12 protein-coding genes and 1 pseudogene are annotated in these 13,373 nt (G+C 69.0%); 2 read left to right on the top strand and 11 right to left on the bottom strand.

Translation table 11 applies throughout. The features are described from left to right. Positions 1–228: 228 nt before the first annotated feature. Entirely contained in the window at positions 229–999 is a 771-nt protein-coding gene (locus tag QSK30_RS07785; RefSeq protein WP_285500787.1) for a MerR family transcriptional regulator, read from the bottom strand. 56 nt (positions 1,000–1,055) lie between these two features. Here QSK30_RS07785 and QSK30_RS07780 point away from each other — a divergent pair, with 56 nt between their 5' ends. Next, positions 1,056–2,396 (top strand): amidohydrolase family protein, encoded by a 1,341-nt coding sequence (locus QSK30_RS07780; protein WP_285500785.1) that lies wholly within the window; start codon positions 1,056–1,058, stop codon positions 2,394–2,396. Positions 2,397–2,673: 277 nt separating this feature from the next. Here the strand turns inward: QSK30_RS07780 and QSK30_RS07775 are convergent, their stop codons facing one another. After that, positions 2,674–2,883, bottom strand: a complete 210-nt coding sequence (locus QSK30_RS07775; protein WP_285500784.1) for a hypothetical protein — start codon at positions 2,881–2,883, stop codon at positions 2,674–2,676. 160 nt (positions 2,884–3,043) lie between these two features. Here QSK30_RS07775 and QSK30_RS07770 point away from each other — a divergent pair, with 160 nt between their 5' ends. Next, a complete protein-coding gene (locus QSK30_RS07770; RefSeq protein WP_285500782.1) occupies positions 3,044–4,996 on the top strand; it encodes a PLL family lectin in 1,953 nt (650 codons plus the stop codon). 384 nt (positions 4,997–5,380) lie between these two features. Here the strand turns inward: QSK30_RS07770 and QSK30_RS07765 are convergent, their stop codons facing one another. The 9 genes and pseudogenes from QSK30_RS07765 to QSK30_RS07725 form a co-directional block, all read right to left on the bottom strand. After that, the gene (locus tag QSK30_RS07765; RefSeq protein WP_285500780.1) at positions 5,381–5,803 is read right to left on the bottom strand and encodes a hypothetical protein; all 423 of its coding nucleotides are present in this window, start codon (positions 5,801–5,803) and stop codon (positions 5,381–5,383) included. 142 nt (positions 5,804–5,945) lie between these two features. Next, on the bottom strand, positions 5,946–6,326 hold the full coding sequence (locus QSK30_RS07760; RefSeq protein ID WP_285500778.1) for a hypothetical protein: 381 nt from the start codon (positions 6,324–6,326) through the stop codon (positions 5,946–5,948). Beyond that, positions 6,316–6,585, bottom strand: a pseudogene (locus tag QSK30_RS07755) (Tn3 family transposase); the annotation flags it as partial. The pseudogene QSK30_RS07755 and the gene QSK30_RS07760, both read right to left, overlap by 11 nt. A gap of 105 nt (positions 6,586–6,690) precedes the next feature. Further along, positions 6,691–7,563 carry a recombinase family protein gene (locus QSK30_RS07750; protein ID WP_285500776.1) on the bottom strand — a complete coding sequence of 291 codons (873 nt, stop codon included), beginning with the start codon at positions 7,561–7,563 and terminating at the stop codon, positions 6,691–6,693. A gap of 771 nt (positions 7,564–8,334) precedes the next feature. Further along, entirely contained in the window at positions 8,335–9,318 is a 984-nt protein-coding gene (locus QSK30_RS07745) for a TauD/TfdA family dioxygenase (protein WP_285500774.1), read from the bottom strand. A gap of 55 nt (positions 9,319–9,373) precedes the next feature. After that, entirely contained in the window at positions 9,374–10,486 is a 1,113-nt protein-coding gene (locus tag QSK30_RS07740; protein WP_285500772.1) for a 3-methyl-L-tyrosine peroxygenase-related protein, read from the bottom strand. A 99-nt stretch (positions 10,487–10,585) separates the two neighbouring features. After that, complete coding sequence (locus QSK30_RS07735; protein ID WP_285500770.1) at positions 10,586–11,863, bottom strand: Tn3 family transposase; 1,278 nt, start codon at positions 11,861–11,863, stop codon at positions 10,586–10,588. 150 nt (positions 11,864–12,013) lie between these two features. Continuing rightward, positions 12,014–12,958: a hypothetical protein gene (locus tag QSK30_RS07730; RefSeq protein ID WP_285500769.1), complete on the bottom strand. Its 945-nt coding sequence runs from the start codon at positions 12,956–12,958 to the stop codon at positions 12,014–12,016. After that, positions 12,955–13,305, bottom strand: a complete 351-nt coding sequence (locus QSK30_RS07725; protein ID WP_285500766.1) for a hypothetical protein — start codon at positions 13,303–13,305, stop codon at positions 12,955–12,957. Before QSK30_RS07725 ends, QSK30_RS07730 begins: the two co-directional genes overlap by 4 nt. Between the last annotated feature and the right edge of the window lie 68 nt (positions 13,306–13,373).

Genomic DNA, 13,373 nt, shown 5'->3' with positions numbered 1-13,373 from the left:
TCCGCCGAACAACGTTTGACCACACCATCCGAGCCGTCGCCGGACTCCTCTCCGACCACCAACACCGAGACCGCCGCCAACCCACAACGCGGTAACCCCGCAGACCCAGCCGCAACACCTTCTGCCCGCCCCAACCATGCACGAGGTCGTTAGCTTCGCGATCAGCCGCTCGTGACCCTCGGACCGCGCCCCACATCGGACACCGGCCCAGCGACACTTCCCCGCAGGTCACGACTTGGACGGCTGCTGACGCGGCAGGTGGTGTCGGGCGTAGGTCTCGATGGCTGCGGCGAGCCAGGCGGGTAGGTCTGGATCGGCGTGCTCGGCTATCGACCGTTGGGTGGCGTCGGTCAGGTAGAGAGTGCCCAGGGCGGAGTATGCCTCGGGTGTGGGTTGCCAGTAGTGGCATACGGACTCGTAGTGCTCGGTCACCGCGTCCTGGGCGGCGGGGGCGTCTGGTGCGGTTCCGGCGCGCATGACCTGGGCGAGCCGTCGGAACAGGGCGGTTCCCTGTGCGGCCGCGTGTTCGTAGTCGCCGGTGGTGAGGTCGGTGCCGGTGGAGTCGAGGGCCGCGGTGCTGTGTTCCCCGTACGCGGCTTGGAGGTTGTCTCGCATGGCCGCTCGGTCTCGTCGTAGTCCGGTGAAGAACTGGTCGGGGTCGGTGATCCGGGCGGCGGCGAGGTCGGCAGCGGTCTGCTCGACGGTGGCGATGATGTGGTCGAGACGGCGGCGCTCGTCCTGCAGCTGTGCCAGGTGCGCGCGCAGCGTGGTCGCTTCGTCGGCTTGCTCCCGCAGGATCTCGCCGATTTGTTCCAGCCCGAGGCCGAGTCGGCGTAGGACCAGGATGCGTTGTAGTCGGAGCAGTTCCGTCCGGCCGTACCAGCGGTAGCCGTTGGCGGTGACGCGGTCGGGCGGGAGCAGGCCGATCGCGTCGTAGTGGCGCAACATCCGCGCTGACACACCGGAGGCCTTCGCGACCTGGCTGATCGAGTGGAGCACGGCGCCGATTCTACGGGCTTGACCCTCACACAGTGTCAACTTTTACCGTCACCTCCATGGCAACCACCATCACGAACGCACGTGTCTTCGACGGCGAGCACCTGACCGGTCACACCGCCGTGCGCATGGCCGGGGGCCTCATCGACGCCGTCGGTGGTCCTGACCTGCTCCAGCCCGGTGACGAGCACGTCGACGGACAGGGCGGCACGGTCTTGCCGGGGCTGATCGACGCGCACGTGCACCTGCTGCCCGGCGCGCCCCGGCAGGCGTTCACCTTCGGGGTCACCACGGTGCTGGACATGTTCAGCAAACCTGAACTGGTGCGTGTGGCGACGGCGCAGGGCGCCGAACCGGACGCGGCCGAAGTGCGATCCTCCAGCATCGGCGCCACCGCACCCGGCGGCCATCCGACGATGATGTACGCGCCCTTCCCCTACCTGCGAAACCCACGGGAAGCCGAGGCGTTCGTCGCCGACCGACTCGCCGAGGGGGCCAGCTACGTGAAGGTCCTCTACGACGACGGCACCAGCGGCGGACCGATGGCCATGCCGTCGTTGGACGTGCCGACGATCGCCGCACTCGTGACGGCCGCGCACGATGCGGGCCTGCTCGTGGTCGCGCACGTGTCCACCGCCCGTGCAACCATGGATCTGCTGCCCACCGGTGTAGACATCCTGGCTCATGCGCCCGTCGATCCGCTCTCGGTCGACGAGGCGCAGGTGATCGCCGAAGCGGGCGTCGCGGTCATCGCGACCCTGGCTGTGGCGGACGGGTTTCCCGACGCCGACGGGAGAATGCCGTTGCTCCGCGAGCCCAGTTTGGCCCGCAGGCTGGGCCCGGCCTGGTCCGAGGCGGTCCGGCGGCAGGGACAGCGCTGGATGCCCCCGCAACTGCCGGACTTCGCCGCGGCCAGCGACAACGTGCGACTGCTGCACCGAGTGGGCGTGCCCCTGCTGGTCGGCACGGACGCGCCCAACCCAGGGACCGCGCACGGGGCCAGTGTCCACCGCGAACTGCGAATGCTCGTGGCGGCGGGCTTGGCCCCGGCCGAAGCCCTCACGGCGGCGACCGCCCGCACCGCCGACATATTCGGCCTGCACGACCGGGGCCGTGTCCACCCGGGACTGCGCGCCGACCTGGTCCTGGTGCGCGGACGACCGGATCGGGACATCACCGACACCCAGCGGCTCGTCGCGGTGTGGAAGCGGAGCACCCGCGCCGACCTGGACCGGTACGTGGGATCGGTCGACGAACACGACGGCCTGGCCGCGCTGCGCGCTCAGACCGATAAGGTCATTGCTGCGGTCCGGCAGATGCTTCCCCCGTCTGCATTCGGCGCGGCACCGGGAGCAGCCGAGATGTCCACATCGGACATTGTGATCCGTTCGCCGCGCTGAAGACGACGAGATCATCGGCTACCTCCAGCACACCGACACCGGCTGGCGACCGCTGACCGCGTTCCACGCGGCATTGGCCGAACCCGCCACGCGCGAGGAGGCCGAGGACCTCCTCGAACGCGACGGCCTCACTAGCCTCAGCGACCCCTGGTGGGTCCAGGAGGGGGCCAGCCGGAATACGCCAGAACGGGCCGCGGCCTCTGGTAGCTGTTGATCAGTGGCGGGGGGACCGCTGGGATACGGGGAGAAACCTGCCAAGTAGTCGGCTCGTGCCTGGTCAGGCGCCGTTGTCGGCGAGTGGGCGGTAGAGCGAGGCGACCGAGGGGTGTTGGCCGGCGTTCTTGCCGGTCTTGATGGTCAGTTTCTTGACGATGTCGGGCATCGGGGTGCCCTTGTCGCGCAGGGCGCGGGCGAAGTGCACGTCGTCCTCGTCGATCAGGGGGTTGATACTGGCAGGCTCCATGATCTCGGGCGCAGGCGACTGCATCGTCCCCGAAGGTCACCTGAAGCACTCGTGGCAGGGTATCGATAGATGTCACTGTTCGTAAACGATGCAGTGCGGGAAGTCACGACGTGGGAAGGTGGCGGTGGCGCACCTCAGTCCGTGCAGAGGGCGGAGGCGTCCGTAGGCAGGGAGACTTTTCGTGGTGGCTGTGGTGTCTCAGGCGGAGCGTGTGGAGCGGTTGCGGGCACAGTTGCAGGGCCGGCCCGTCACGGGCCGGGGGCAGCGGCTGGCGACGTCGACGCGGGATTCGGGTCTGCTGTACGGGGTGGTGTTGCGGGCGGCGTCCCGGCTGGACGCGGGCCTGGAACGGACCGACCTGGAAGCAGGGTTCCTGCGCCCGCTGGAGTACGTGCTGAGCGTGCAGGAGATCCGTGAGCTGGGCCGGGTGTACGCCGAGGAGGCGTCCTCGCGCCGGATGGATGAGATCTTTCCGCCGGCACTGACCGGGCGGTCGATCGCCGAGGGGTACTCCGTCGCGGATCTGCTCAAGGACCTGCCGACGATGACCGGCGCCTCCTCGCAGGCGAACGTGAACGTGGTGGACGTGGCCTCCGGCGAGGGGACGCAGTCCTTGGACACCGAGGAGTTCCGCCAGGGACAGAAGGAGGCCGGCTGGGGGGTCACCCTGGTGACCTCGTCCGAGCGCGCCCGGCAGACCGATAAGCCTTTCCACGCCCGGGTCCTCCTGGACAAGTTCCACTGCGTGGAGGACACCAACGAGGTCAACCGGGACGAGATCTACTGGGCACTGAGCGCGGGCGGCGACGACTTCACGAGGAACGTACGCCGGACCAGGGAGTACGGCGCCGTCAGCAAGGGCGACTGGGAGACTTTCCTGCCCGAGGACGCGGTCCTGTTCGACGGGACCATCCAGTATGCCGTGGGTTGTCACATCGGCTGTTGGGAAGCCGACGACAGCGACGGCGACTTCTACAGGGAGATGTCCCGCAGGCTCGTCCTCATCTCGTTGGAGCTGACGAAATTCGCCGACATCATCAGCGATTTCCCCGCGGGCCAGTGGGAGAACATGCAGGAGTGGATCCAGCTGGCCGCGATGGTCGCGCGTCTCATCGCCGAGCTGATCGCGTGGCTGCGCAACGAGGACGACTTCGTCCAGGAACGCACCTTCTTCCTCGACCGTGCGGCGATCGCCCAGCTGGCCTCCCGGCCCGGCCGGAGCGACTCCTTCCGGTTCGAGGGCGACGGTGGCATCTTCGACCTGTACATCAAGTGGGAGGGAGCCACGCCCACCAACGCCGTGACCACGGTCAAGAACACCGCGGACACCTGGAGCGCTCCCACCCGTGTCAATCCCAACAGCTCCACCACCGACACACCCGCCCTCGCCACCTTCGACGGCGTCCTGCACTGCGCTGTCCGCGGCGGCAACTACATCTACCTCAGCCGCCTCGAAGCAGACCGGTGGAGCGACTTCTACCGTGTCCCGCAGCTCGTCACCCACCATGCCCCGGCGCTGGCCGTCTTCGACAACAGGCTGTACCTGGCCTACACCGGGCAGGGCGACGATCCGCAACTGCTGTCCTCCGCCGACGGCACCACCTGGTCCCCCCAGGTCAAACTGCCCGGCAGCGCCACCACCGGCCCCGCCCTGGCCGTACGCGACGGCGTCCTGCACTACGCCCGCGGCCTCAACGGCCGGCTCGTCTACGACCACTCCGCCGACGCCCGCACCTGGACCAACCTCGGCCCGGTTCCCGGCGGAGAGCACAACGGCATTCACACCCTCAGCTCCCCTGCGTTGGCCACCCATCGCGGCACGCTCTACCTGGCCTACCAGGACCTCTGGAGCAACCGGGTCGTCATCAACACCAACACCGACACGGGCTGGGGCACCGCCTTCACCCACAGCGGAGAAGCCTTCGCCGCCCCCTCCCTCACCGCCCGCGCCGACACCCTCCACTGCACCATCCGCGGCTACGACAGCAGGATCTGGCACAGCAGCCTCACCGGCGCCTGCACCGCCTGGACCGGCTTCGAGCGCATTCTCGAAGACCCCATCACCATCTCCGGCCCCGCCATCGGCTCCCTCGACACCGGCGAACTCCACGTGGTCTACCGCGCCGTCGATTTCTGACCGCACGCGCCCCAAGCCCCCAGCCCGGGACACGCCGCGACACCATCCTGCGATCAGATCCAGCGATCACGGGTGTGGGTAGTCGGCGTCCAGGCAGCCCGGGGAGAACGATCACGGTCGGCCAGTACGTCGGCTGGGGGCTGCTCTGGGGTTCATGGAAAGAGTGCGGGACGGGTGTCGGTGCCGGCTACGGTCCGCTTCGTGCCGGTGGAATTTCCGATTGACGAGCAGGCTGAGGCGTATCCGATCGTGGGCGGCAGGGCGGCGTATCCGTCGAAGGTCGTCCCGGCGTCTGCGCCACCGCCGGAACGTGACGGTGCGCTCCGCCCGGCCAGTCCGGCCGAGCGGAGCGCACCGTCCGCGGTCAGGCGCTGCTCGCAGGTCCTAGTGGCGGGATAGACTGATTGGCTTGCAGTCGGGGGTGGCGCAGACGAGCTCGTTCTGGTCGTCGGGGAGCATCCGGCTCGTGATGCGCTGGGTGGCCGGGCGCGCCTGGTACTCGGCAAGGATGTTGCCGGCGCCGTCTACCACGACGATGACGGAGGGGACGGTCGTCCCGCCGGTGACGACGAGTTGGGGCCTCGCTCCGCGGTACCGGACGCTGAAGGTGCCCCAGTCTTCCGCCTGGACGTCGATCGGCGCGACCACGGTCAGGGCGCTGCCGCTGTCGTCCTCGGGGTGGATCTCGGTGACCTGGATCGAGCCCGGGGCGGGAGCCGCGGGACCGTCCCCACTTCCCGGGATCGCGCCGAGATCGGTCACTTCAGGCGTATCGGACATGGTGTCTCCGATCTGTCTGGTCGGCACGCTGCCTTCCTGGTCAGAGCATTGCATCAAAGATCAGCACCAGGCAGGAGCTCCGGGGGAACGGCCGGGATCCGACGAGGGCGCAACCCAACCGCCCACAAGGTCCTGATGCGGTGAGCACGAGGTCGTCGTGATCGCCCTCTCAAGCGCCCGTGCCGGTGCTCCCGCCGTCGGGGGAGGCCAGGTTCTCCACCGGGTCGTCCGTACTGCGGATCGCGGTCTCCAGACGATGCGAGAACGCTCCGAGGTTGGACCGCTGGTCGGTGACGGATTTGATCGCGACGTCGACCTTCGCGATAGGGGAGTCGGTGTCAGCCGTCGTGCCGGACGTGCTTTCAATCGCCACAGTCGTCCCTGCCTTCTGCAGGGTGCGGTCGAGGACATACGACCCCGTGCGTCTCCCACCCCACCCTCGTATCGTAGCGACCACGTGGCGCTCCGTATTCGGATCGTCCGTGTTCGCTTCCACGAACAGGCCCTTCAGCCCACGGAGACGGAGTAGCCGAGCCAGATCAATCTTCATCGGCGTCGACCGTGCTCGGGTCGCGCAACGCCCGCAGACCACCGCGTAGGTCGCCGGGCAGCAGGAATGAGTAGCGGCCCAGCAGATTGATGTGGTTGCGGCCCAACGGCGAGAGTCGGGCGGCATCTTCGTCGCGGACCTCGTGGCCACCGGCGCGGAGTTCGGTGATCGCGGCGTCGAGGTAGGGGGTGTTGAACAGCACGATCGCGTTGACGACCGTGCCCAGTGCGCCGAGTTGGTCCTCCATGCCCTCGTAGTAGGGCCCCGTAGCACTCAAGAAATTTCGGGCGGATACCCCTGACCTGCGGTAATGGGGGTCGGCCGGGATATGGGCGAAGGGGCAATGGCCTCGTGAAGCTGCTGGTCAGGCGTCGTTGTCGGCGAGGGCGCGGTAGAGCGAGGCGACCGAGGGGTGGTCGCCGGCGTTCTTGCCGGTCTTGATGGTCAGCTTCTTCACGATGTCGGGCATCGGGGTGCCCTTGTCGCGCAGGGCGCGGGCGAAGAGCAGATCGTCTTCGTCGATGACCTTGGGCCGGCCGCCGTGGTTGCCGCGTGCGGCGGCGGCTTGCTGGCCTTCGACGGTTTTCTCGCGGATGTAGTCGCGGTCGAGCTGGGCGGCGACGGCGAGCACGGCGAAGAGCATGGAGCCCATGCCGTGCGGGTCGTAGATCCCGGTCAGCGGCCCGCTCAGCAGCTCCAGCCGCACGCCGCCGCCTTGCAGTTGGGCGGACAGCGTCATCAGCTCGGCGGCGTTGCGGGCGAGGCGTTTCATCTCGTGCACGGTCAGGATGACCGGCTGGTCCGGTGCCGCGGACTTGATCTCGTGGGCCAGGGTGAGCGCCTTCTCCAGCTCGGGGCGGATCTTGATGCGGGTGCTGATCTTCTCGGAGAACACCCGCGTGCACTTCGCGGCTGCGAGCGCGTCGAGCTGACTTTGCAATTCCTGGGTGGCGGTGGAGCACCGCGCGTAGCCGATCCGGATCGGTACCCCGTTCGCTTCCGGCGCGGCCGTAGCGACCTCGGGCCCTTGCGTCCACTTCCTGCCCGGCCCGCGATCGGCCGGGACGGCCACGGTGAGCTCGTCGCGCAGCGACGGCACGAGGATGAACCGTGCAGTGTGATACTTCGCGGCTGTCTTCCCGGCGCGGGTGCGGCAGGCGCTGCCGGCGGGGACGTCGCATTGCGGGCAGGGGTGGCGTTCGACCGCGGCCGCGGCGTCGTCGGGTCCGAGTTGCATGCCGACAGTCTCGCAGAACTCTGTCAAAACCAAGGGTAGTTCTGAGAGGTGTTGTGCGAATCGCGACCTGAGGATCTTCGGGCCGAACGGGGCGTTCGCAGAACTGTCACAACCGGTCATTTGTGAGAACCAGAAGCGCAACCGCCACGCTGAGGTCCGTCGCAAGGGGGCGGTGTCGCAGACATCACCGTGTGGCGCACCGCCACCGCCCACCTTCTCCCGTGCCTGCCGGACGGTCGCGGCCCGTCCAGGGCTAGCGGGCGTCGATCTCCTCAGCCGGGTTCACCGCGGGTTTGCTCCGGTCCTGACGCGTGGCGGGTCACACTGGGAGAGATCCCCGGCGCCTTCATTCAGGCCGGAAATCCCGGCGAACTGCTGACGCGGCTGTCGGACCCGGCCATGGCGGTCACTCGTCTGAACGGGCACCACCGCGCGTCCGGTCGACGTCGACGCGCGGTGGTGCCCGTTCACCGCCGACTCCGTGTCCGAGGAGGCCGAGCCCGGCGGCCGGCCACTTCGAGCGTATCAGCGCCAGGGTCGTCGGAACCCGATCTTCGTCGCTGTCACCCCAATGGCAGATGAAGATCAACCTTTGTGTCGCGACCGGCGGCCGGGAAATTCGTCTCAGTGATCCGCACAGGCATCGGTGAGCTGTCCGGGTGAATCTCGGGGCTCTCCACGGTGAAGACGAAGGGAAACAACAGAAGGGCATGTCACGTTATTCGGGCCGCCCGCCACACCGATCGGCCGCCGCCGTGTCGTCTTCGGTCGTCAGCGGGTGAGGACGTGGCCGTCGTGCGGGCGGTGGTCGCGGGAGCGGCGCAGGTCGGCCAGGACGAAGGTGCGTTGGAGCCAACGGTCGGCGCCGTCGTAGCGGGGCTGGAAGGCGGTGCGGCCGTGCGCGGTGACGCGGTTGTCGATCAACGCCAGGTCGCCGGGGGCCAGTCGCGTGGTGTGGGCGGCGCGGTCGAAGGCGCGGGCGAGTTCGGCCAGCGCGGTGGTGGCGCGCGGGGTGAGCGGTGTGGTGGCGATCTGGGCCATGCGCATGTCCGGGTCCTCGGGGGTGCCGGACAGGATCGGGCTCGGTGGCGGGACCGGGTTGTCGGCGCCGAAGGAGGGCGGTGGTGCGGTGAGGAACTCCGGCTCCGACAGCACCTCGCGCGTCTGCGGGCTCAGCAGCGGGAGCACTTCGCGCAGGCAGGCGGTGCGCAGCCCGGCGACGCGGTCGTGGTCGGCGCGCAGGCACAGCAGCAGCACGTGGTCGGGCTCGTGGGGGTGGAAAGCGTTCTCGTTGTGGAAGGTCAGCAGGGCTGAACCGGTGTTGCCGGAAAACTGTTCGCGCCCGGGGACGGGGACGACGTCCTGGACGAGGGCGCCTGCCTTCTCGGCCAGGTAGGCGGCGGGGTCGCCGAGTCCACAGGCGATCATGGCGAGCACCGCGGCGGAGACGGAGGTCTCGCGCTGCACGGAGTCCGGGATCGAAGGGGTGGCGGGCAGGGCGGCCTGGTCGACGGGCAGGCCGTGGATCACCAGCACTCCTCGGGGCCCGGAGTGGCGGCGGAACCGCCGCACACCGCGGCGCAGTACCAGCGGCAGTTCGTCCCAGGCATCGCCGGCGCGCCGCACCCAATCCGGCGCGTCCACCAGGTCGTGTGCACCGCCGCACAGGGTCCGGGCCACGCGGTCGACCTCGGCGGTGTCGGTCGGGCTCAACTCCAGATCCGCAGCGAGGTCGGTGGAGACGGATTCGAACACGGCTGTCCCTTCCCATTCCTGGCACTTCGGTGTCCTGCGGGACGTCTGTGACCGGTCAGCGCCGCAACGAGGCGACGGCGTCGGAAATGTAGTGGTCTCCGAAGCGGATCAGCGGCGCGTACTGGGCCGCCCGCCGGTGGCGCATCAGACGCAGTTCGCCGACGGCGTTGTCCGGTCCCTGGGGAGACTGGGCGATGGAACGCCGCAGGCGCACCATCGAGTAGGCCAAGGCGACGTGGCGTTCGCTGTCGATGAGGTCGGCTTCGAGCAGCGCGTCCCGCGCCTCGGCCAGTTCCGGGTCTTTCGCGGCCAACCGCTCGTAGGGATCGGGGACCACGCCGAGGAGGTCCTTCATCGCGGCGCGGAAGACCTTGTAGGCGCTGTGCTGCCGCCCGCTCAACGCCTTGTCCACATTGGGCGGCTGCATGCTGGGACGCACGGAGCTCGCGTAGTACTCGACCGGGATCGTGCCCGCATGGGCCATCGCGGCGGGGAACCCGCGCACGAAAGCGGTCGCGTGCTCCAACCGTTCCACCGCCGCCTGGCGCGCCCGCTCGCGCAGGTGGCGCACGGCGTCGGTCACGGCCACCGCCGCGCAGAGGTTGAACAGCACGTGCACGTGGTGACCGATGATCCACCGCGCGGTCCACACCTGCTCCAGCGACCCCTCGACGTCGGGGCCCGGAGCGGATGGGCGCGGTGGCGGCGGGTCGCCCGCGGTGGGGCTACCGGTGAGGTCCACCACGGCCCGACGCATGGCCGCGACCTCCACCGCCAAGTCCGCGCCCGAGATCGGGGCGTGGCACAGATCGCGCAGACCGCGGTGCACGACCGAGACGCCGTGCAGAGCGGCCTGTCGATCCGACAGCTCCACCTCGCGGACCCGGAAGAACGACTCGCTCGTCGACCGCGGCGACAGGTCCTCACCCACGACCGCCGGACCACCGGCGGACAACGCACCCACCACCCCGCCCACAGCGGTCGTGGCCAGCCGTAAAGCCTCGGTGCGCGCCGCGGGACCGGCATGGGTGGGCACCCCGGCCAGAACTGCGGCCGCGTGCTGAGCCTCGGCCCACACCCCCGGGCCCGGTTCCGGGGACGTCCCGTCGATCCCGTAGGCCCGGAGCACCGCAACCGGCGGATACCGCGCGGGGTCTGACATACCCATACCGGGGAGTATTCCGACCTCACACATTCGCCAACGCCACCGATCGGGTACGGCCCGCACTCGTGCAGGTGACCTCAGCCACGGTCGTGCTGACGTCTCCTAAGGTGGCCTACCTGAACGGGGTGGCGACGCGCCGTATCGCCGACCTCGACACGCAGCTCTCCGACCGCATGGACGAGCTGACCGCGGACCACGCCCACCGCCCCGGCTTCGACACCGACGAGTGAGCCTGGCCCGGCGCGGAACAACACCCGCGGTTCCACGTCCAGCCGTGTTTTCGGTGGGCGCTCGGGCGGGGTCAGGTTGATGACCCAGTTGCCGAAGCGACGCCCGGTGTGCGTGATGTACGGTGGCGATGGTGGCCAGGTCGTCGGGATCCACGGGCTCGCCTTCGGCGGCGATCTCGTTGGCCGCGTCGGTGATGTCGCAGGCGGTGGAGTAGATGACCGCGTTGGCGATCAGCTCGTTGAACTTGACGACCTTCTCCTGGTAGTCGTGGACTTTGTGGCCGATGAGCCTGCCGCCGAACATCAGCCAGTCGGCGAACCCGTGGAAAGCCTCGTTGCGGTTGGTGATCGCGGTGATCTGCTCGCGCAGCGCCGGTTCCGACAGGTACCGCAGCAGGGTGATCGTGCGGATCACCCGCCCCAACTCGCGGAACGCCCGGTACAGGCGGTTCTTGCGGGAGTGGTTGGCCAACCGGCGCAACAGCGTCACCGACGACAGCCGGCCTTCCCGGATGGAGATGGTGGTGCGCAGCAGATCCGTCCGGTGCGTCTCGATCAGGCTCCAGTCGATGGCCTCCTCGCCGAACAGGCGGTCGATGTGCTGGTAGCGGGTCCGCTCCTTGGGCCGGTAGAACACCAGGTCGTGCCAGTTGCGGATACGGGGCAGAAGATCGAACCCCAGCAGCGCGGCGAGACCGAACACCGGCAACGACTGGCCTTGGGTGTCCGCGTGCACGGTGTCGGGCTGGATGTCGGAATCGTTGCGCAGCAACCCTTCGGTGATGTATACGGCCTCCCATACTCCACACGGGATGAAGTGGGTGAACGGGGCGATGTAGGTGTTGGAGACGTGCAGGCAGGCGATCCCGCCGTAGCGGATCGACGTCTCGGCGAGCAGGTTGTTCTCCCAGGTGTCGATCTGGGTGCCGTCCGCCGCCGCGACCATTCCCGTCGCCCACATGCCGGCCACGTCCAGCTGGTTGAACGCGTTGATCACCACCGTGGACGCCTTGTCGATCTTCCCCGCGGTGTGCTTGTTCTGCGCCAGCGACAACTCGTACACGCTGACCTGCCCACGCATGTGCGCGGCCACCTGGCTCGTCCCCAGCAGCGTGCCGTGGGCGAACACGGTGAGCACGTAGCGGGCCATCGCGTCGCGGATCTTCGGATCCGACCTCGACGCGGGCCCGAAGTGGCGGTGCCAGCCCAGCAGGTATGCGGCGCAGCATCGGCCGCCCGTCCTCCAGCACCAGGTCGGTGTTGCCCGGATACCCCGCGTCCACCGCCTCGGCGGTGACCGTCAGCTTCCGCCGGTAGAAAGCGGGCAACTCGGTCGCCTCGGTCGGGATGCCGGCCTGGGCGCAGAACGCCTGCGCCAGCGGTGCGCACTCCTCCACGACATCAGCTGGGCGTGCAGGTTGGCGAAGGAGTCCGACCCGGCCACGGCGATGTCCCCGGAACGCAGCTCGGCGGCAAGGTAGGAGAACACGCACACCTCCAGGTGCCGCCGCACCAGCAGGCCGGGGCGGGGCTTGTCGCGCAGGATCTTGCGCCACATCACCGACGCGAACGCATCCACGTCCACCGCCAGCGTCACCTTCTCCGGCACGCCACCGCGCCCCGGCCGCTCGACGATGACCGTGTCGCCGACGTGGCTCGCGCGGGAGTTGCGGTGCGCGCGGATGAACTCCACCTCGTCCAGCACGGCGCGCTCGGCGCTGGTGGCCTCCAGTTCGATCGAGTCCAGCAGAGTGAACAGCGTGGGTCGGTGCGAGCGGTAGCGCTGATCCAACAGCGGCAGGTAGTTTGTTGCCGTGATGCGCCGAGACCGCCTCGTGCGCGCGCCGGTCAGCGCCTCCAGGCCATCGGCCTGCTCCAACGTCTTGAATACCAGGCGTCCGGCCCGCTCGATCCCCACCGCCATCGGCTCCGCCGCGTCGATCCGACCGGCCTGGGTGTCCTCCGGTGCCGGGACGTCCGCCACCGCAGTGGCCTCGCGGACCACCGACAGGACGACGCCGAACACTCCGAGCAGACGTTCGGACTCCGCCCGGTGCGCCTCGTGCAGGGCCTCCAGGTGGTCGCGGCCCCTCTTTGGATCGCGCCCATGCGCTTGCAGAACATGGTCACCACCTCGTCCCGCGCGTTCGTCCCGCGCGTTCGTGCGAACGGTGTGCAGTAGGCTGATGACCAGGGTGATCCGCTTGTCCTCGCCGACCTTGCGCAGGTCGGCCACGTCGGTCACCTTCGCCTCCCGGCGAAGTGCGCGACCTTTCCCGGCGGTACACCCGCAACCACACCTCGCTCGGCCCGAGTGCGTCCAGGGCCCGCAGGTGCGCCAGGCGGGCCTTGAACTTGCCCAGCGACGCGGCCTTGGCCGTGTCCTTTCAACCGGTCGAACCCGCTGCGCCGGGTGATCGGGTCGACCGGCAACAGCCGGGCCAACCGCGACCGCCCCACCCCATCCACGCGGGCGGCGACCAGCGTGAACAGTGCCGTGTTGACTTCGGTCCGGATCGTCGAGGCCATCGCTTCCAGGGTGGTGTAGCCGGGCAACTCGCAGCGGGCGCGGACCAACTCCTCCAACGCCACGTTGATCAGGTCGGCCGGGTTGTCCTTGGTCTTGCACCGCGTTGCGGATCGCGGTCTCCGCGATCTCC

The sequence above is a fragment of the Actinokineospora sp. NBRC 105648 genome (genome assembly GCF_030269645.1).
GTDB lineage: Bacteria > Actinomycetota > Actinomycetes > Mycobacteriales > Pseudonocardiaceae > Actinokineospora.
The sequence above is the reverse complement of the archived record's forward strand: the minus strand, read 5'-3'. Positions and strand labels throughout refer to the sequence as shown.

Coding starts and splice junctions, on each gene's coding strand:
- QSK30_RS07780 (WP_285500785.1), top strand. CDS start 1,056: ATGGCAACCACCATCACGAACGCACGTGTCTTCGACGGCGAGCACCTG.
- QSK30_RS07775 (WP_285500784.1), bottom strand. CDS start 2,883: ATGCAGTCGCCTGCGCCCGAGATCATGGAGCCTGCCAGTATCAACCCC.
- QSK30_RS07760 (WP_285500778.1), bottom strand. CDS start 6,326: ATGAAGATTGATCTGGCTCGGCTACTCCGTCTCCGTGGGCTGAAGGGC.
- QSK30_RS07750 (WP_285500776.1), bottom strand. CDS start 7,563: ATGCAACTCGGACCCGACGACGCCGCGGCCGCGGTCGAACGCCACCCC.
- QSK30_RS07740 (WP_285500772.1), bottom strand. CDS start 10,486: ATGGGTATGTCAGACCCCGCGCGGTATCCGCCGGTTGCGGTGCTCCGG.
- QSK30_RS07735 (WP_285500770.1), bottom strand. CDS start 11,863: ATGGCCCGCTACGTGCTCACCGTGTTCGCCCACGGCACGCTGCTGGGG.